At 60.5% G+C, this 19685-nt stretch carries 17 protein-coding genes; 6 read left to right on the forward strand and 11 right to left on the reverse strand.

The window, feature by feature from the left end; all coding sequences use genetic code 11:
- Window positions 1-36: 36 nt before the first annotated feature.
- On the forward strand, window positions 37-1956 hold the full coding sequence (locus AC1D1M_RS26545) for a tyrosine-protein phosphatase (RefSeq protein ID WP_477777944.1): 1920 nt from the start codon (window positions 37-39) through the stop codon (window positions 1954-1956).
- Window positions 1957-2179: 223 nt separating this feature from the next.
- Here the strand turns inward: AC1D1M_RS26545 and AC1D1M_RS26550 are convergent, their stop codons facing one another.
- Entirely contained in the window at window positions 2180-3127 is a 948-nt protein-coding gene (locus AC1D1M_RS26550; protein WP_477777967.1) for a helix-turn-helix transcriptional regulator, read from the reverse strand.
- A gap of 273 nt (window positions 3128-3400) precedes the next feature.
- Window positions 3401-3853 (reverse strand): hypothetical protein, encoded by a 453-nt coding sequence (locus AC1D1M_RS26555; protein ID WP_477777945.1) that lies wholly within the window; start codon window positions 3851-3853, stop codon window positions 3401-3403.
- Between the two features lie 323 nt (window positions 3854-4176).
- Between AC1D1M_RS26555 and AC1D1M_RS26560 the strand changes: the two genes are divergently transcribed.
- Window positions 4177-5898 (forward strand): SulP family inorganic anion transporter, encoded by a 1722-nt coding sequence (locus AC1D1M_RS26560; protein ID WP_477777946.1) that lies wholly within the window; start codon window positions 4177-4179, stop codon window positions 5896-5898.
- Between the two features lie 58 nt (window positions 5899-5956).
- Entirely contained in the window at window positions 5957-6775 is an 819-nt protein-coding gene (gene ppk2 / locus AC1D1M_RS26565) for a polyphosphate kinase 2 (protein WP_477777947.1), read from the forward strand.
- Between the two features lie 49 nt (window positions 6776-6824).
- Here the strand turns inward: ppk2 and speF are convergent, their stop codons facing one another.
- Window positions 6825-9008 carry an ornithine decarboxylase SpeF gene (gene speF, locus AC1D1M_RS26570; protein WP_477777948.1) on the reverse strand — a complete coding sequence of 728 codons (2184 nt, stop codon included), beginning with the start codon at window positions 9006-9008 and terminating at the stop codon, window positions 6825-6827.
- A 428-nt stretch (window positions 9009-9436) separates the two neighbouring features.
- Between speF and AC1D1M_RS26575 the strand changes: the two genes are divergently transcribed.
- Window positions 9437-10219, forward strand: a complete 783-nt coding sequence (locus tag AC1D1M_RS26575) for a DeoR/GlpR family DNA-binding transcription regulator (RefSeq protein ID WP_477777949.1) — start codon at window positions 9437-9439, stop codon at window positions 10217-10219.
- 213 nt (window positions 10220-10432) lie between these two features.
- On the opposite strand, the gene AC1D1M_RS26580 is transcribed toward AC1D1M_RS26575, so the two are convergent.
- The 6 genes from AC1D1M_RS26580 to AC1D1M_RS26605 form a co-directional block, all read right to left on the reverse strand.
- Window positions 10433-11716, reverse strand: coding sequence for an NAD(P)/FAD-dependent oxidoreductase (locus AC1D1M_RS26580; protein WP_477777950.1), 1284 nt, complete (start codon window positions 11714-11716; stop codon window positions 10433-10435).
- A gap of 454 nt (window positions 11717-12170) precedes the next feature.
- Window positions 12171-12686, reverse strand: coding sequence for a molybdopterin synthase catalytic subunit MoaE (gene moaE / locus AC1D1M_RS26585; RefSeq protein WP_477777951.1), 516 nt, complete (start codon window positions 12684-12686; stop codon window positions 12171-12173).
- 3 nt (window positions 12687-12689) lie between these two features.
- Window positions 12690-12941, reverse strand: coding sequence for a molybdopterin converting factor subunit 1 (moaD, locus tag AC1D1M_RS26590; RefSeq protein WP_477777952.1), 252 nt, complete (start codon window positions 12939-12941; stop codon window positions 12690-12692).
- Window positions 12938-13444 carry a cyclic pyranopterin monophosphate synthase MoaC gene (moaC, locus tag AC1D1M_RS26595; RefSeq protein WP_477777953.1) on the reverse strand — a complete coding sequence of 169 codons (507 nt, stop codon included), beginning with the start codon at window positions 13442-13444 and terminating at the stop codon, window positions 12938-12940. Before moaC ends, moaD begins: the two co-directional genes overlap by 4 nt.
- A gap of 43 nt (window positions 13445-13487) precedes the next feature.
- The gene (gene fdhD / locus AC1D1M_RS26600; RefSeq protein ID WP_477777954.1) at window positions 13488-14315 is read right to left on the reverse strand and encodes a formate dehydrogenase accessory sulfurtransferase FdhD; all 828 of its coding nucleotides are present in this window, start codon (window positions 14313-14315) and stop codon (window positions 13488-13490) included.
- Window positions 14316-14461: 146 nt separating this feature from the next.
- Window positions 14462-15352 (reverse strand): LysR family transcriptional regulator, encoded by an 891-nt coding sequence (locus tag AC1D1M_RS26605; protein WP_477777955.1) that lies wholly within the window; start codon window positions 15350-15352, stop codon window positions 14462-14464.
- Between the two features lie 285 nt (window positions 15353-15637).
- Between AC1D1M_RS26605 and moaB the strand changes: the two genes are divergently transcribed.
- Window positions 15638-16177, forward strand: a complete 540-nt coding sequence (gene moaB, locus AC1D1M_RS26610; protein ID WP_007976036.1) for a molybdenum cofactor biosynthesis protein B — start codon at window positions 15638-15640, stop codon at window positions 16175-16177.
- Window positions 16174-17379 (forward strand): molybdopterin molybdotransferase MoeA, encoded by a 1206-nt coding sequence (locus tag AC1D1M_RS26615; protein ID WP_477777956.1) that lies wholly within the window; start codon window positions 16174-16176, stop codon window positions 17377-17379. Before moaB ends, AC1D1M_RS26615 begins: the two co-directional genes overlap by 4 nt.
- A gap of 127 nt (window positions 17380-17506) precedes the next feature.
- On the opposite strand, the gene AC1D1M_RS26620 is transcribed toward AC1D1M_RS26615, so the two are convergent.
- Window positions 17507-18406, reverse strand: a complete 900-nt coding sequence (locus AC1D1M_RS26620; protein WP_477777957.1) for a bestrophin family protein — start codon at window positions 18404-18406, stop codon at window positions 17507-17509.
- A 5-nt stretch (window positions 18407-18411) separates the two neighbouring features.
- Window positions 18412-19410, reverse strand: coding sequence for a GTP 3',8-cyclase MoaA (moaA, locus tag AC1D1M_RS26625; protein ID WP_477777958.1), 999 nt, complete (start codon window positions 19408-19410; stop codon window positions 18412-18414).
- Window positions 19411-19685 lie beyond the last annotated feature (275 nt).

Below are 19685 nucleotides of genomic sequence, written 5' to 3' on the forward strand. Positions count from 1 at the left end.
TTAGTCAGCCCAACGGTATTCCAATGAGGCTGCACTGTGTTCCAACGACTTGTGTGTTCGCTGTCTGTTTTGAGCCTGTCCATCGCTGCCGCCCAGGCTGCCGAGACTATCCCCCTCAACACGCCACGCCTGAAGAGCATCGACAATTTCCGTGATGTCGCCGGTCTCACCACCGCGTACACCACGGCCAATGACGGCACCCTGCGTGGCGGGGTGTTTTACCGCTCCAACGCGCTGACGCCGTCTGCGGCGGATCTGGCGACCCTGAACGGCCTGGGCATCAAGGCGGTCTACGACCTGCGCACGCCCAGCGAGATCGCCGCCACACCCGACAAGATGCTCACCGGCGCGACGTACACCAACATCGACATCATCGGCGGCTCCACGTCCGGCGCGAACGTCACCAACATCGCGTTTCACAGCGCCGCCGAAGCCACCGCCATGATGCAGGACACCAACCGTGATTTCGTCAGGAACGCGGGGATGCGCAGCGAATTCAACCAGCTGTTCAATGAACTGGCCGCGGTCGACGGTGCCGCGCTGTTCCATTGCACGGCCGGCAAGGACCGCACGGGCTGGACCGCCGCCGTGCTGCAAAGCATCGCCGGGGTCGACGATGCCACCATCATGAGCAACTACCTGGCGACCAACGACTACACCGCCGCGCGCATCAAGGCGACCCTGGCGGCGTTGCCACCGGGCATGGCGACCATCTATGGGCCGCTGATCGGTGTGGAGGCCAGTTACCTGCAAGCCGGCCTGGACCAAGTGACCGCGCAGTACGGCACGATGGATAACTACCTCAAGCAAGGCCTCGGCCTGTCTCAGGAAACCATCTACGTGCTGCGCGGCAAGATGGTGTTCTACAACAGCTTGCCGGGCGCGGCGGACCTGGCCGGCAACGCCGCGGCCGGCGCGCAGCTGTTGCAACAACTGCAGAGCAGCAACCTGTCGGGCACCTACAGCGCCTACAACTATTACCTGCAATCGGCCATCGATGCGCGCAGCCTCGGCGGCGTCCAGTCCACCATCGGCGGCCAGGTGCACGCCGACGCTGCCAGCTATCTGCTGCGCCAGGGCGCGATGATCGAACAGGCTGCGGCGCCGTTCACCAGCGGCATCGACCTCAAGGCCGGGCAATATCGCCTGTGGAGCACCGCCCTGGCGGGGTATCTGGGCACCGACGGCTCGTCTCAGGCCTCCAGCAGCAATGAGCATACCCAGGGCATGATGATTGGCCTGACCCAGCGCTTTTCCGAACAGCTCAGCGCCCATGCCGGTTTCGGCTACAGCAGCGGCAATGTCGGTGGCGCAGGTGGCGAGGCCGATACCGACCTGACCTTCTTCAGCGTTGGCGCACGCTTCGCACCGAATGGTCTGGAGCGCGGCCTGTTTGTGGATGTCGATGCCAGCGCCGGCTATCTCGATTACGAGAGCAAGCGCGAACTCGGCGGCGGTCTGGGCACGGCCAAGGGCGACAGCCATGGCAATCTCACCGGCGCGACCCTGGCGCTCGGTTACCGTGTGCCGGTGAACGGCGTGACCCTCGAACCGAGCCTCGGCGTGCGGGTCAGCCACGTCAACCTGTCGGGCTTCCAGGAAAAAGGCAGCGAACTGGCCCTGGACGTCGACGGCATCCACCAGACCCGCAAGAGCGCGGTGGCCAATCTCAACGCATCCTTTGCACCTGTCGGCCTGGGCGCCTGGCAAGTGGTGCCTGGCGTGCAAGTGGGCTACGAGCATGTGTTGGGCGACCCTGAAGTCGACAGCGAAGGGCACCTGTTGGGCCTGGACGTTGAACAGCAAGCCGCCTTCGATAACCGTGACCAGTTCACCGGTGGCGTCAACGTCATGGCCAACCTGGGTGCGTGGAGCGTGGGTGCGCAAATCGGCGCCAGCGGTGGCGGCGACAGCCACGGCTTCAATGGCGGGCTGAAGGCCAGTTATCTGTTCTGACGATCAGTCTAGGCAATCAGTGGGAGCGGTGTTGTTTGTCCTACGCAGGACTGGTGGGGCGACACGGATTGAATGTGGGAGCGAGCTTGCTCGCGATCGCGATTTCGCATTCAACATCCATGTTGCCTGACACGACGCCATCGCGAGCAAGCTCGCTCCCACAGTGGTTTTTTGTCGTGCGTGGGAATTGTGTTCGACACCGATCAAAGGGTGGGGGCGAGCCTCAATTGGTCGCCATCGGCCGCGTTCGCTGGCCCTTTCTCACGTCTGCGGGACTGATGCCGTAGGCACTCTGGAAATACTGGCAAAACCGCCCGACATTGCTGAAGCCGTGTTGCAAGGCCACGTCTGTCACCGACGGCGAAACCCCCTGGGACAGCGCGGCATAGGCGCGTTCCAGGCGTACCTGGCGTTGATAGGCAACGATCGAAGTGCCCATGAAGCGCTGAAAACCTTCCTGCAATGCGCGCAGGCTGACGTTGGTCAACTGCGCCAGTTCCGTGCCGCTGGCCAGGTGGTCGGGATGTGCCTGAATGTACTCGACGGCCAGCTTCACATGCCGCGGCGCTATCAGTGGGGAAGGGCGTTGAAGGGCTTCGGTGAAGTTGTGCGGCCAGGTTTCGAGCACCGCATCGACCAGCATTTCGCGAAGGCGCGAAGGCATCAGCGAACCTGTGTTGATCAGCAGGTCGAACTCGGTGCCCGTGGCCAGGTCCACCAGTGCCTTGATGCCCTGAAAGGCGGATATGTTCAGATCCACCACAGGCTCGAAACAGATTTTTTGCAGGATCGGCTTGCCCAGCAGCATCGACAGTCGTTCGGTAATCAGCGCCCGGCTGATCGAAATCCCGTGCTGCGCATGATTGTCGACAAAGCGCGCCGAGCGGACCTCGGCTTTGTCGATCGCCAGGCCGACCTGGGCAAAACCTACCGACTCGGTAACGTGGTTGAAGATGATCTTGCCGGCGGTGGGAATGACGAAGGTGATTTCATCAAGGGGGGCGGGAAAAGCCACCGTGAAGTCACCGCGATAGTACATGCGCCGAAAACTGACACCTTCATGCCTGCCATAGACTCCGCCGATGATGATGTTTTTCGGTGGCGGTGGAGAGTCGGAATAAAGGTTGCCGAACAGGTTCGAGAACAACGCGCCAAAGTCGTCGCAGCTCATGTCGTTGGATCGGATGATGATTTGCTTGCGCGTCGTGCTTGAGTACACCTGAAGTGTCACCTTGAGCGGAGGGGCAAAGCCCTGGTACAGGGAACTGGCGATCGGAGATCGAGCGGATGCGGTTCGGGAAAGCGCTTGGACGTTATCAGTGAGTAATGACAGGTTTGTGACCGCAGCTTCTACCGGCCCCATTTGCACTCACCAGACGCCACCGCTCGCACCGGACAACCGGTGGCACGAGCGGTACCGAGGGCTGGCCTGAAATGGTCGCGGCTATTTCGCCGGCACTTCAGGCTTGATATCCCCGCAAAAAATATCGACGTTGCCATCGGTCGAAGCCGTTCGCACGACCACCGAATACTTGCCGTCAACCAGGGTTTGCAACGGCACAGGCGCGGTCCTGGTAAAAGACCAACCGCGTACGGGTTGGCGTTCGGTGTTGACGGTGTCGTTCATCGCGTAGGCGACTGACCCGGGTTGCTCGCAGCTGCCGTTATTGATGAAGGAGTAAAGACGCAGGGGCAGGGTAACCCCCATTGGAGCACCGCTGATGAAGAAACTGAGCCCGGTTTTCTTGTCCCAGTCCGTCAGCGTGACGGTGCCGATCTGACCGGCGTTTTGCCGGGTGGCGACCAGGGTAACGTTCACGCCGTGGGTCGATGAAGTGGTGCAGCCGAAAAGGCTTGCTGCAACCATGAGTGCTGCCAGTGAGGTTTTGAGCTTCATTGCCAAACTCCTGAGCTGAAGAACTGCAATGGGGGGAGTTAGCGGGTATAGCTCATTTATCGCTTTCATGGCGTCGTCCATATAAGGCTTTCCATTTTTGACCGGTGATGGTGGGGCGTCTGTCCCCTTCGCCAGCCATATGGCGGCGTAGCCGTGCAAACCGGCTACATTTGTAACTGGCCGAGCCTGCGTGGATTGCCTGCTGGTACACACGCTTTGATGCCGATGAAGGTTTGCAGTGGTTACGCGTGCAGTTAAAGGATTGTGCGGTCAGTTGAGTCTACTCATCATCCGCATGGGACGAATTGCGACTGGAGTGACTCATGAATCAACAAGGCAGCCATCCGCAAGAGCGGATTCCAGGCACTCCATTGCGGGGTACCGTGCGCAGCCTGTTGATCCCGGAATGGCTCGGCAATTACCGGCCCGACTGGCTGCGAGGCGATGTGGTCGCCGGGCTGACGGCAGCGGCGGTGGTCATTCCCAAGGCGCTGGCGTACGCCACCATTGCCGGCTTGCCGGTGCAGGTCGGGCTGTACACGGTGCTGGTGCCGATGGTGATCTATGCCGTGCTCGGTACTTCGCGCCCACTCAGTGTCAGCACCACGACCACCCTGGCCATTCTCGCCGGCTCAGCGTTGGGCCAGATCAGCCCCAATGGCGATGCGGCGACCTTGCTCGCGGCTTCCGCCACGTTGGCCCTGATGGTGGGCGCGATCCTGATCGTCGCGGCATTGCTGCGCCTGGGCTTCGTCGCCAATTTCATTTCCGAACCGGTGCTGGTGGGTTTCAAGGCTGGCATCGGCGTGGTCATCGTGCTCGACCAGCTACCCAAATTGCTGGGTACTCACATCGACAAAGGTGGCTTCCTGCACAATCTGCTGGCCACTGTTCAGAGCATCGGTCATGCCTCGTTGCCGACCGTGGCGGTCGGCGTGTTCATGGTCGTGCTGCTGGTCGGCATGAAGCGTTTTACGCCACGACTGCCCGCACCGTTGATTGCGGTGGCGTTGGGCATCATCGCCATGAGCCTGTTCGGCCTGGAGAGCTTTGGTGTGTCCGCCGTCGGCCTGGTGCCGATCGGATTGCCCGCGCCGACCCTGCCGGTATGGTCGTTGGCCGAAACCCTGTGGCCTTCGGCGATGGGCATCGCGCTGATGAGTTTCACCGAAACCATCGCGGCGGGACGCGCGTTCGCCCGCAGTGACGAGCCCGCGCCACAGCCGAATCGGGAGCTGCTGGCCACCGGCGTTGCCAACATCGGCGGCGCATTTCTCGGGGCCATGGTCGCGGGTGGCGGGACCACTCAAACGGCGGTGAACCGCTTGGCCGGCGCCCGTTCGCAACTCGCCGCACTGGTCACCGCTGCGCTGGCATTGGGCACTTGCCTGCTGCTGGCGCCGCTGATTGGCCTGATGCCCAACGCCACGCTCGCCGCCGTGGTGATTGTGTATTCGGTGGGCCTGATCGAGCCGGCGGAGTTTCGCGAGATCCTGTCGGTTCGCCGTACCGAATTTGCCTGGGCCGTGGTGGCCATGATCGGCGTGATGCTGCTGGGCACGCTGCAAGGGATCGTCGTGGCAATCGTGGTTTCGTTGCTGGCACTGGCCTATCAGGTCTCGGACCCACCCGTGCACATCCTCGGGCGCAAACCTGGCACCAATGTGTACCGGCCGCAGTCCGCCGAACACCTCGATGACGAACACTTTGACGGGCTGCTGTTGCTGCGACCGGAAGGCCGGATTTTTTTCGCCAACGCCCAGCGCGTCGGTATGAAGATGCGGCCCCTGATCGAACAAGCAAGACCCGCCGTGGTGATTCTGGACCTGCGCAGCGTGTTCGACCTGGAGTACACAGCCCTGAAAATGCTCACCGGGGCGGAACAGCGACTGCAGGAAAAAGGCATTTCATTGTGGCTGGTGGGCATGAGCCCGGGCGTCTGGGACATGGTTATCAAGGCACCCTTGGGCCATACGTTGGGCGAGGCGCGCATGTTCCTGAACCTGGAGCAGGCGGTTGAACACTACCAGCGCAGTCGAGGCTGAATGAACGTGGCCGGGCGCGCTCCGGACGCTATGTGACGCATTGAAGGAGGTAACGGGCATGGCAAAGAAGAAGGCTGCATCGAAAGGTAAACCGGCTGAAGGCGGCAAGCTCAAGAACAAGGTGTATCTCGAGGAGCTGGCGCAGCTGCATGTCGAGATGGTCAAGCTGCAGGAGTGGGTGCAGCACACGGGCGCCAAGGTCTGCATCATCTTCGAGGGCCGTGACGGCGCCGGCAAGGGCGGGACCATCAAGGCGCTCACCGAACGGGTCAGTCCTCGGGTGTTCCGGGTAATGGCGCTGCCGGCGCCGACCGAGCGGGAAAAAAGCCAGATGTATGTGCAGCGTTATCTGCCGCACCTGCCGGCGGCTGGTGAAGTGGTGATCTTCGATCGCAGCTGGTACAACCGCGCCGGTGTAGAGCGGGTCATGGGGTTTTGCAGCGAAGAGCAGGTGCGCAATTTTCTCAGCGTGGTGCCGCGCGTCGAGCATGCACTGGTCGAATCGGGAATCATCCTGATCAAATACTGGCTTGAAGTGAGCCAGGAAGAGCAGACCCGACGCCTCAAGGAGCGTATCACCGACGGGCGCAAGATCTGGAAGCTGTCACCCATGGACCTCAAGTCCTATAACCGCTGGTACGACTACTCCCGTGCCCGGGACGACATGTTCGAGGCCACCGATACCGAATTCGCCCCGTGGCGGGTCGCCAACTCGAATGACAAGCGACGGGCGCGACTGAACATCATCAGTGATGTGCTGAACAGTATTCCTTATGAAGAAGTACCGCGGGCAAAAGTGAAACTGCCCAAGCGCCAAAGTCCCGGCAACTATCGGGATCCGAACTATCCGTTCAAGTTCATCCCGGAAAAATTCTGATCGATGCATGCTGCAGGAGTCAGCCCAGGCCGGCTCCTGCAGCCTGTCATCAGGCCTTGAGCACGTACCCATACGCCCGGGTACGACCGCCTTCCTGCTTCAGGTACACGCCCTGCAGCTCCGGTGTGAAACCGGGCAAGCGGTTGATGCCTTCTTCCAGGGCCAGGAAGTACTTGAGCACGGCGCCACCCCAGATTTCGCCCGGCACCACGCACAAGACGCCCGGCGGGTAAGGCAACGCACCCTCGGCGGCGATGCGGCCATCGGCATCCGCCAGCGCCACCAGTTCGACGTTGCCACGGATGTACTCGATTTGTGCTTGCTGCGGGTTCATGGCCTTTTTCGGGAAGTGTTCCTTGCGGAACATGTCCTTCTGCAACTGCTGCACATTGTGGCTGCGATACAGGTCGTGCATTTCCTGGCAGAGCTGGCGAATGGTGTAGTTGCGATAGCGTTCCTGATGCTGCGCGTAGATCGCCGGCAGCACCCGGCTCATCGGCGCGTCATCGCTGATGAAACGTTCGAAACGGGCGATCTGTGCGGCCAGGTGGGTCATCTTCGCCCAGTCTTCGGCCGGGGTGAGCAGGAACAGGATCGAGTTCAGGTCGCATTTTTCCGGAACGATGCCGTTCTCGCGCAGGAAGTTGGCCAGGATGCCGGCGTGAATACCGAAGTCGGTGTAGCTGCCGTCCACCGGGTCGATGCCCGGCGTGGTGAACAGCAACTTGCACGGGTCGATGAAGTACTGCTTCTCGGCATAACCAGCAAAGGCGTGCCAGCGATCCTTGGGATGGAACTCGAAGAAGCGGATGTCATTGGCAATGTCTTCCGTTGGATAGTCTTCCCACGCACGCCCGTCAATGGTGTACGGCACGAACGGGCGGACCATGGTGCAGGCTTCGAGGATCAACTTGCGCGCTTCGATGCCGAACTTCACGCAGTCTTCCCACAAACGCAGGCCGCTGCGGCCCGAGTGAATGCGCGCGTTGACATCCAGCGAAGCGAACAGCGGGTAGAACGGGCTGGTCGAGGCCTGGGCCATGAAAGCGTTGTTGAGCCGGTGATGGTTGCAATAGCGGGCCTGGCCCTTGATGTGGCGATCTTTCTTGTGCACCTGGGAGGCCTGGGAAAAACCGGCCTGCTGTTTGTGCACCGATTGGGTGACGAAGATGCCGGGGTCGTTCTCGTTCAGATCGAGCAACAGTGGCGAGCAGTCCTTCATCATCGGAATGAACTGTTCGTAACCGACCCAGGCCGAGTCGAACAGGATGTAGTCGCACAGCTTGCCGATGCGGTCGACCACTTGCCGGGCGTTGTACACGGTGCCGTCGTAGGTGCCCAGTTGAATGATCGCCAGGCGGAATGGCCGGGGCAGTTGCGCCTTGTCCGGGGCGACTTCGGCGATCAGTTCGCGCAGGTAGCTTTCTTCGAAGCAGTGGGCGTCGATGCCGCCGATGAAGCCATAAGGGTTGCGCGCGGTTTCCAGATAGACCGGCGTGGCACCGGCCTGTAACAGCGCGCCCTGGTGGTTGGACTTGTGATTGTTGCGGTCGAACAGCACCAGATCGCCCGGGGTCAACAGGGCGTTGGTCACCACCTTGTTCGACGCCGAGGTGCCGTTGAGCACGAAGTAGGTCTTGTCGGCGTTGAACACTTGCGCGGCATGCTTTTGCGCCAGCAGCGCCGGGCCTTCGTGGATCAGCAGGTCGCCGAGCTTGACGTCGGCATTGCACATGTCGGCGCGAAACAGCGTCTCGCCGAAGAAGTCGAAAAACTGCCGACCCGCCGGATGCTTGCGAAAGAACTGGCCGCCCTGGTGACCGGGGCAGGCAAAGGTTGCGTTGGCGGCTTCGGTGTAATGCTTGAGCGAGTCGAAGAACGGCGGCAGCAGGCTTTCTTCGTAGGCTTTGGCCGCGGTCTCCAGTTGGTTGCCATGGTATTCGACGTTGCTGGGTGACAGGTCGAAGATGCCGTTCACTTGCAGCAGCACGTCATTCAGGTGTTTGTAGACTTCCCGGGGGTGGGTGCTGGTGCCGGGGGACGCCACCAGGAAAATCGGAATATCAAAACCGGTGCGCTGAATGGCGTCCAGGGCTCCGGCCAACACATCATTGACCGACACCACGGCCACGGCGACGTCGGTGAAGTCGGTGTGACCGAGCGGGACCACCTCGCGGGCGTTCAGGAAACATTCGGATGCGCCTTCACTGGCGGCGATTTTCAGAGCTTTCATCGGTGGTGTCTCCAGGCGGGCACTCAATTGTCCGCAGCTTTTTTAGAGATCAACTTCCGGGGGAGCCTTCCAGTTCCCCTGATCGGAAATCATGACACCACTGTTTATAGGCCATATTCCTGATTTGTCAGGCTTTTACCGCTTTGTTGTACGACCGGCACCGGTCAGGCGTGAACCAGTGCAATCGTAAACGAGACCACGATCATGCACGCAAAAGCAAAATTGATATTCATGAAGTTTCCATCCAAAACATGAGTGACGGCGCCATCTTGAACAGGTCACAGGAAAATGAAAAATTCGGCGTAATGATTTGAAAGATCGAAAAAAATGATACTTGGAGCTGTTTGCCCGGCCGCCCGTTTGTGTTTGCCCCGTGCATTGGCTAATCTCGCCTAAACGCGCAACTTAACGCATAAACGAGCAAAAACATGCATGACAACCATTCTGCTGCCGAACTTCCATCAGTGCGCCGGCAAAAAATCCTGTTGATCCTCGAACGTGACGGCAAGGTCATGGCGTCGGAGTTGAGCCAGCATTTCGCAGTGTCCGAAGACACCATCCGCCGCGATCTGGCGGAGCTGGCCAGTGTCGGCCTGGTGCAGCGGGTGCACGGCGGGGCGTTGCCCCGGCCCAAAGACACGGGCAAGGACTATTTCACCCGGATCAGTGAAACCGATGAAGTGAAAACCCATCTGGCGCAACTGGCTGCGCGACGGGTGCAGGACGGTCAGATCGTGGTGTTCGATTCCGGCACCACCACCTTGCAGATTGCGCGTTCGCTGCCGGCGGAGATCGCCATCACCGCGATCACCGCGTCCCCGATGACGGCCATTACCTTGTCCGAATACAAAGGCATCAAGGTGATCCTGGCCGGCGGCCAGCTCAACCCGGCGACGATGTCGGCCAGCGGCCACGAAACCCTGCGGCTGCTGGCGGGCATCAAGGCCGATCTGCTGTTTACCGGGGTCTGCGCGATCCACCCGCAGGTGGGCCTCAGCTCACTGCACTTCGATGAAGTGCCGGTGAAACAGGCGATGCTCGACTGTGCTTCCCACGTGATTGCCGTGACTACGGCGGACAAGCTCGGCGCGGTGGAACCCTTTGTCGTCGCGCCTTGTAACCGCGTGCACACGCTGTTCACCGAACGGCATGTGGCGTCAGGCAATGTCGAGGATTACCGGGCGCTGGGGATCGAGGTGGTGCAGGCTTGAGTGAGTTTTTGTGGGAGCGAGCTCGCTCGCGATGGCGTACTTTCAGCCGACATCACTGCTGAATGACACACCGCCATCGCGAGCAAGCTCGCTCCCACAGGGATCTTGGGTGACCAAATTTTTGCGGTCACTGAAAATCAAAATGTGGGAGCGAGCCTGCTCGCGAGAGGCCAGCCCAGGCAGCATCCATGCTGAATGTGCTGGCCAACAACCTCAGCGCAGTCGCTCAAGCATCTGGTAGTACCACATGCCCGCGGCGAGCATCGGGTTGCCGAGCAGGTCGCCCATGGGCACGCGGATGTGCTGGCAGGCGGCGAAGGTGTCGAACTGCTCCAGTTTTCCTGTGATCGCGCGGCCCATGATTTCGCCCATGATGTGGGTGGTGGCGATGCCGTGGCCGGAGTAGCCCTGGCAATACCAGACGTTGTCCGACAGCTTGCCCAGTTGCGGGATGCGGTTGATCACGATGCCCATTGCGCAGCTCCACTGGTAGTCGATGGCCACGCCTTTGAGCGCCGGGAAGGTCTGCTCGATGCACGGGCGCAGCTCGGCGGCGATGTCGCGCGAATCCTTGCCGCTGTAGTTGGCGCCGCCACCGAACAACAAGCGGCCGTCAGCAGTCAGGCGGTAGTAATCGAGCACGAAGCGGCAGTCGTACACCGCCAGGTCTTCAGGGTTGATCTGTCTGGCCAGATCGCCCAGCGGCGCGGTGGTGACGATGCCGCCCATGGCCGGGAAAATCTTGCCCTTGAGCTTGCCCGGTTCCAGCTTGTGGTAGACGTCGCCGGCCAGCAGCACCTGATTGGCGTCGATGTGCCCGTGGGCGGTGCGCACACCTGGTGTGTCTCCATGGATGATCTCCAGCACTTCGCTGTTTTCAAAGATCAACGCGCCCAGGCTTTCGGCTGCGCGGGCCTCGCCGATGCACAGGTTGAGCGGGTGCAGGTGCATGTTGCGGGTGTTCTTGATTGCGCCGTGGTAGAGGTCGCTTTGCAGCAGATCGCGCACCTGGCTGCGGTCGAGCAGGCTGACCTCATCGCCCATGCCACGGTGCACCGCCTCGTGGTAATCCTTGCGCAAGCCGTCCATGTGCGCGGGTTTGTACGCCGCGTGCAGGTGGCCGTGCTTGAGGTCGCAGGCGATGCCGTATTTTTTCACGCGCTGCTGGATGATCTGGTGCCCGCGCCAGCGCAGGTTCCAGATGAAATCGTCGACTTCATCGCCGATAGTCCGGCGCATCTGTTTGCGCATGGCTTCGTCGCCCGACAGGCTGCCGGTGACCTGGCCGCCGTTGCGTCCGGTGGCGCCCCAGCCGATCTTGTGGCTTTCGACGATGGCGACCTTCAGGCCTTTTTCCGCCAGCTCGACGGCGGTGGCCACGCCGGTGAAACCGCCGCCGATGATCACCACGTCCACCCGGTGCCGGCCTTGCAGCGTCGGGTAATCGGTGTCCTGGTTGAGGGTGGCGGTGTAGTAGGAATTGCAACGTGGAGTCATTGTTCTTGTCTCGCGTTGGCGCCGCACAGGCGCGCGAATTCAGGCCATGGCACAACGACGGGTACAGACCCGGGGCGTGCAGGCAAGGGATAACAAAGGAGAGGGCTCTACGCGTTGTTGACGCGATCAGGCGAGCAGGGTGCTATCCGGCGGACGTGCGGAGTGACGCAATTTGGAACGGCGCAGGGCCATGGGCAGGTTGACGATGCGCTTCATGCAATGCCGTCCACGGTCAGCAGCGAGGAGGCCTGGATCGAAATGTTCAGCAGGTGCTGTTCTGACGGCAAAGTACGCATGGCGCAGGTTTCCGGCGGCGGAAATCGTCGGTGGCCAGTAGAACAAGCCATCCGGGGATGGCTGGATACTAGGGAGGATTGTGACGCGTGTAAATGTTTGATTCAGAACATCAGGTGCACACCGAGGCCGATCAACCCGCAGCCGATCAACACCTCGATCACCCCGCGCTTGAACCGCAGCAATGCAATGCCGGAGCGCGTTGGATAGTCGCCTGATGCTGCGTATCTGCCCAGCGCGCGACGGCTGACCGGTCACTGTCACGGGCATCGACCCAGCGTGCGCCGCTCGCCACGTCTTCGCGTTTCCAGAACGGCGCGTCGGTTTTCAGGTAGTCCATGATGAACGCACAGGCTTCGAAAGCGGCCTGACGGTGCTGGCTGCTGACGCCGACAAACACGATCGGTTCGCTGATCGACAACGGGCCGATCCGATGCACGATCTCCACGGCCCGGAGTGGCCATCGGGCCCTGGCGTTGTCGATGATTTTCTGCAGCGAACGTTCGGTCATGCCCGGGTAGTGTTCCAGAAACAGCCCGGCGACCGCCTCACCCTGATTGATGTCGCGCACGTAGCCGACGAAGTTGACCACGGCACCCACGCCCGGATCGTTGGCTTGCAAGCTGTCGATCAAGCCGCCGACGTCGAACATTTCACGCTGGACCCGAACCGTCATGTCTCAGCCCCCGGTGACCGGTGGAAAAAAGGCGATCTCGTCATAGTCCTCGATCACCCGGTCCGGATGGCACAGCTCCTGGTTCAGCGCACACATCAGGTTATTTTCACCGAGCACATGGCTCCACAGCTCACCGCGGGCCATCAGCAATCGGCGCACGTCTTCGATGGTCCTGAGGCTGTCGGTCAGGGGCAGTTTTTCACCACCCAGGTTGAGCTGCTCGCGGTAACGGGCGAAGTAATTGATCAGGATCATTGTGCGTCCTCGAACTTGAAATGACCGGAGCGGCCACCTTGTTTACTCAGCAGCCGGATGTCATCGATGACCATGCCGCGGTCCACCGCCTTGCACATGTCGTAGAGGGTCAACGCCGCCACGCTGACGGCGGTCAGGGCTTCGAGTTCGACCCCGGTCTGGCCCTCGACGCGGCATGTGCCGACGATTTTCACGCTGTCCGGTGTGCAGGCCTTGAGTTCGACGTGGATCGAACTGAGCAGCAAGGTGTGGCACAGCGGAATTAGCTCATGGGTTTTCTTCGCCGCCATGATTCCGGCGATTCGTGCGACGGCAAACACATCGCCTTTGGGATGGCCGTTGCTTTGAATCAGCTTCAGGGTTTCCGGGCGCATCCGCACCCAGGCCTGGGCCTGGGCTTCACGCTGCGTCGGAGATTTTTCGCTGACATCGACCATGTTGGCGCGACCCTGGCTGTCGAGGTGGGTCAGGCCATTGGGCGATGCATCTGAAAGGTTTGTCATGGGAAGTTCCTGCGCTGGCCAGCGCGGTGATCAGGTGAAGGCATCATGCCGGGCTGTAAATGCGTGGTGCGTTGCGGTGGGGCACGTGAATCAGGTTGAGGCGATGTTTGATCGCCCATTGCACGGTCAGGGCGGTGGGCGCCGACAGACTGACCAGCGTGCCGAGCCTGGCCCTGACGGCTTTGTGAATCAGCTCCAGGCTGCAACGGCTGGTGACCAGGGTGAAGCCGCTGCGGCTGTCGATGCCGGCGTGCTGCAGGGCACCGATCAACTTGTCCAGCGCGTTGTGGCGGCCGATGTCTTCGCGGCAGATCAGCGCATTGCCTTGGGAGTCGAAGTACAGAGCTGCGTGCAGCGCGCCGCTGCTGCGGGCCATTTGTTGTGCCTGTTCGATGCGGTTGCGGATGTCGATGAAGTGCTCGGCGGGCGGCAGGGCAACCGGGTCGAGAATGTCCAGTTTCGGCAGGGCCTGCTCCAGCGCTTCCACACCGCACAGCCCGCAGCCACTGGTGCCGGCCATTTGCCGGCGATGGTTCTTCAGCGCCCAGAATGCGCGGCTGGAGATCTGTACGTCTGCCTGAACGGCCTGGTCGAAGTGGGTGAGGCGCAGGTCGTAGATTTCGCTCTGGTCCTCAACGATGTCGTTGCTGACGCTGAAACCACGGATAAAATCTTCGAGGTTGCCCGGCGACACCATCATCACGGCCTGACTCAAACCGTTGTAGGTGATCGCCAGGGCAATCTCTGATGCCAGCGCCGCCTGACAAACTGACGCGGCATTGTCGTACTCGCGAAAGTTCACACTCAGCGGTTTGGGCGCGGGGGCGTTAGTGTCGCTTCGAACATCGGCTTGTTCAACTTGGCACAACATGAAAAGAACCTCGAAGCGCTGAATTAAGTTCAGGCTACGGGTAACTTTTCATAGCGTCCAATCGCTTGTTCCGATGCGCCGATTGGTGATGTCTATCAAGCTGGGCAAACATGTCCGGTTCGGTTTTATATAAAGCTGAAACTTGATCAGTTGGTCCGGCTGAATAACGTTCGTGCTTCGGCGAAACACTTCTCGGCAATCGCCGAGCGCGGTTCGGTCTTGCGCATCACCAGGCCCAGGGGTGCGAGTACGCTGGCATCCGGTAATTCGATGAACGACAGGTGTTCAATGGGCTCTTCCAGGCCACTGTCCAGCGGCATGATCGCGCAGCAGAAACCTTCGTGAATCGCCTGCAGCAACTGGTAGGTCGAATCGCTTTCGAGGATCGGCTGCGGGTCCAGTCCGCGGCTGCGAAAGCTCAGGTCGATGGATTTGCGGTAGTGCATGCCATTGCTGAGCATCCCCAGCGGCAGTTCGGCGGCGTCCTCCCAACTCATTTGCGAGCCGTCGAAATGGAAGTGGCGGGTGTCGTACAGCAGGCCGACGCGGGTCTCGCCGATCTCGAAAAACTCGAAATAGCTCGGGTTGACGTGATCGAGGTAGCACACGCCCAGGTCCAGCTGATTGTTGCCAAGGCCCTCGATGATCTGGTCGGAACTCAAGGAAGACAGACTGTACTTGAGCTCGGGAAAGCTGCGGGACAGGCCCTGGATGTAGGTGACCGGGTTGAAGCTGCTGAGGGGCACCAGCCCCAGGCGCAAGTTGCCGACGAGCTGGCCCCGGCACGCGGCGGCTTCGGCGAAGAGCCCGTCGTGGGCGGCCAGCAGGGTTCTGGCCCACGCCAGTACACGTTCGCCGGCCTCGGTAAAACCTTCGAAGCGCTGGCCCCGGGTGACCAGCACCAGGTCCAGTTCATCCTCCAGGTTGCGCAGGCGCATCGACAGCGTGGGCTGGGTGATGTGGCAGCGCGCGGCCGCCTGGCCGAAGTGGCGGGTTTGCTCCAGGGCGATCAGGAACTTGAGTTGTTTGATGTCCATGACGGCACCTGCTGGCGGGGGAGTGAAGGGGTAAGTATTGACTCAGGTGCGCAAGACACAAGGCGAGGCAGGAATCGTTAGGTGCGGACGATCTCATTGTCTTTGGTGTGTGTCCAATCACTGGTATTTAAGAGGTTATCGATGTGCTCTATCGTCGGTGGTTTTCTGGTCTTTTTATATTGATAGACAGGCTCGATAGTCTGGTTGGTTAGAGTGATTAGACAGTGTCAGTTTTATCGATCTAGTCTCAGGAAGTTATTTAATTAATACCTGCTGGAGAATTCCATGAGCGTCAAACCGGATGCCTTGTTTATACCTTTGAATATTGCCGTGCTGACCGTTAGCGATACCCGTGAATATGCCAATGACACCTCCGGCCAACTGCTCGTCAGTCGTTTGCTGGAAGCCGGCCACACCCTCAGCGAGCGCAATCTGCTCAAGGACGACCTGTACAAGATCCGCGCGCAGGTGGCGAACTGGATTGCCGACGACGGCATTCAGGTGGTGCTGATCACCGGTGGCACCGGGTTCACCGGCCGCGACAGCACACCCGAGGCAGTGGCCTGTTTGCTGGATAAACAGATCGATGGCTTCGGTGAGCTGTTCCGGGCGATCTCGATCCTCGACATTGGCACCTCCACAGTACAAAGCCGGGCCCTGGCCGGGTTGGCCAATGGCACGCTGGTCTGCTGCCTGCCGGGTTCCACGGGCGCCTGCCGCACCGCCTGGGAAGGCATCCTCGCCGAGCAACTCGATGCTCGCCACCGGCCGTGCAATTTCGTGCCGCACCTCAAGCCTGTGCAAGCCTGCGGGACGCGGGGATGAGCGCTTCATCGCTGATGTCGGTGGAGCAAGCCGTTGACCGGTTGCTGACAATGGCCGAGGCGCAGTGGATTGAAGACAGCGAAGCGGTGCCGCTAAGTGCCGCCAGGCAACGGGTGTTGGCCAATGACCTGGTGGCGACCCTCGATCTGCCGCCCTGGCCGAACAGCGCCATGGACGGCTATGCCCTGAATGTCGACGGTTGGGACGGGGAACCACTGACCGTGTCGCAACAGGTATTTGCCGGTCATGCCCCCGAAGCCCTGGCACCGGGAACCTGCGCGCGCATCTTCACCGGCGCCCCGGTTCCGCAGGGTGCCAACTGCGTGGAGATGCAGGAGAACACGCAGGTACTGGATGACGGACGTATCCGTTTCAAGCAGCCCCTGAGCGCCGGCAGCAACATCCGCCCGCAAGGCCAGGAGAACCGCGTCGGCGATGTGCTGCTGCGCGCCGGCAAGCGCCTCGGCCCGTTCGAACTGGCGGTCGCGGCGGCGCAGGGTTGCACCCATGTGCAGGTCGTGCGGCGACCACGGGTGGCGTTACTGTCCACCGGCGATGAACTGGTCGAACCGGGCACGCCACTCAAGCCCGGCAGCATCTACAACAGCAACCGCACCTTGTTGAGCCATTGGTTGAGTGCGTTGGGTTGCGAGGTCATCGATGCCGGCATTCTCCCCGACGAGCCACGCCAGACGCGGTTCAAGCTCGAACAGCTGCAACACACGGCGGACCTGATGCTCAGCACGGGCGGCGTGTCCGCCGGTGACGCCGACTGCCTCGGCCAGGTGCTGCGCGAGTGCGGCAAGCCGTTGCTGTGGAAACTCTCGATCAAACCCGGCAAGCCATTGACCGTGGGCCACTTCGGCCGCGTGCCGGTGATTGGCCTGCCAGGCAATCCGACATCGGCGTTGGTGACTTTCGGTCTGTTGGCCCGGGTTTATCTGTTGCGGATTCAGGGCGTCGAAGACGTCGAGCCTTTGAGCTTCCCGGCCAGGGTCGGCTTTGCCTGGCCCAAACCCGGGAGTCGCCGCGAGTACCTCCGGGTGAAACTCGAAGGCGGTCAGGCGGTGCTGTATCCGAACCAGAGTTCAGGCGTATTGCTGGGCGCATCCTGGGCGGATGGACTGGTGGAAGTGCCGGAAGGTTGCACACTGGAAGTGGGCGATACGGCGCGGTTTATTCCGTTCAGCGAGTTGTTCTGAATTCCGCAAACAAACTGTGGGAGCGAGCTTGCTCGCGATGAGGCCGGCAAATCCAATAGAGATGTTGGCAGGCAGACCGCTATCGCGAGCAAGCTCGCTCCCACAGAATTTGTGTGTTTCTTGAGTATCAGTTCAACACAAAATCCACCGGCTCCAGTTGTGGCGGTAACTCCGTCACGCCCAGGGCCGCCAACACATCGCGCTCGATGTTGCGCACGATGGCGTCGGTGGGCAGGTCGTTTTCGTCGCGGCCGAAGGGGTCTTCCAGTTCATCGGCAATCGCATCCAGGCCGAAAAAGGTGTAGCTGACAATCGCGGTGAAAATCGGTGTCAGCCAGCCCAGGGGTTCGGCCATGGCAAACGGCAGGAGGATGCAGAACAGGTAGATGGTGCGGTGCAGCAACAGGGTGTAGGGGAACGGTAGCGGGGTGTTCTTGATCCGTTCACAGACCGCCTGGGCGTGGGTCAGGCTGGCCAGGTGGTTGGCCATGAGCGTGTAGCGCCAGTCGTTGATCGCCCCGGACTCGTTGAGTGTCGAACACTGCTGACCGACCTGCATCAGGATTTGCCCGCTGATGTCCGTGGTGTTGCCCTTGGGCATCGGCTGCAGCCAGTCGCCACTGGCGGCCAGTTCGTTTTCCTGGCGCAGCCGCGCGTTGAGGGCATGGGCGAAGCCGCACAGGTTGCTGAGGATCGTGTGGCGTTCATCCGTGTCCTTGATCACCAGGGTTTCACGAATCATCGAGCGGATCTCCACGATCACATCGCCCCAGGCCTTGCGCGCTTCATACCAGCGGTCGTAGCAGGCGTTGTTGCGAAAGCTCATGAAGATCGACAGCGACAAACCCAGCAGCGTGAAGGGCGTTGCGCTGACCTTGGAAAAGTAGCTGGGATGCAAGGTTTCAATGAGCACGATGGCCGAGGCGAGCAACGTCACCATCAGGCTGCGCCAGGCAATGCGCTTGGCGATCGAACCCTTGAGGGACGTCAGGACGCCGATCAGGTTGGGTTTGGGTCTCACGATCATGGGTTTCAGCCGCCCGTCATGTTCATGAAGCGAACAACCTGAACATCGTCGTTCACTTCGAAGTTGTGTCGATAAGGCTTGAGTTTCATCGCTTCGATAATGGCTTTTTCCAGGCGCTCGGGCTGTCCGGGGTGGCTGCGCAAGACAGCCTTGAGATCCACCGAGTGCTCATTGCCCAGGCACAACAGCAGACGTCCTTCCACGGTCAGCCGCACCCGATTGCAGGTGCCGCAAAAGTTGTGGCTGTGGGGCGAGATGAACCCCAGGCGAATCTGCGGCGCCTCGGCCAGGCGCCAGTAGCGCGACGGCCCTTGGGTCGACTCGGCGGAATCAATCAAAGTGTAGCGTTCGGCGATGCGTTCGCGGACCTGGCTGCTTGCGAAAAATGATTCGGCGCGGCTGTGTTCGTGGATGGTGCCCAGCGGCATTTCCTCGATGAAGGAGATGTCGAGGTTGCGGTCGATGGCGAAGCTCACCAGATCATTGATCTCATGGTCGTTGCGGCCTTTCATGACCACGCAATTGAGCTTGCTGTTGCGAAATCCTGCCTGGTTGGCCGCGTCGATGCCTTTGATGACCTGCGCCAGATCACCGGTGCGGGTCAGTTCGCGAAAACGTTGCGGGTCCAGGCAGTCGAGGCTGATGTTGAGGCGCTTGACCCCGGCTTCGAACAACGGCCCGGCCAGTTTGGCCAGCTGCGAACCGTTGGTGGTCATGCACAGTTCACGCAAGCCGGGCAAGGCGGCGATCTTCTCGCACAACTGCACCACGCCCGGACGGATCAGCGGCTCGCCTCCGGTCAGGCGGATCTTGCGGGTGCCCAGTGCGACGAAGCTTTCGGCCAGCTGATAAATCTCTTCCAGCGTTAGTACCCGTTGGCGCGGCAGAAACTGCATGTCCTCGGCCATGCAATACACGCAACGGAAATCGCAGCGGTCGGTGACCGACATCCGCAGATAGTCCACGCGCCGGGAGAAGCCATCGATCAAGACTCGTTCTGACATGACACCCTCGCTTGGCGCTTTTTTGTATGAAATTCCGTCATTAACGGACTTGTTGAGCGCAGGCTAAGAGCAACTTTAACGGGTGTCCAATCACTATTAATAACCGTGTGATCGAGCGGATCTATGATGAACTTTATTTTGTTCTTAAATGAAAGTTTATTGATTTTAAGCTACTGAAAAACAAAGAAAAAAATCCATGATAGAGCGTTTCGATAATGTGGTCGTAAATAGCGATTAGACAATATTTAAACGCCATTCATATGCTTCCTCCGCAA

Source organism: Pseudomonas sp. P1_F7, from assembly GCF_056405655.1.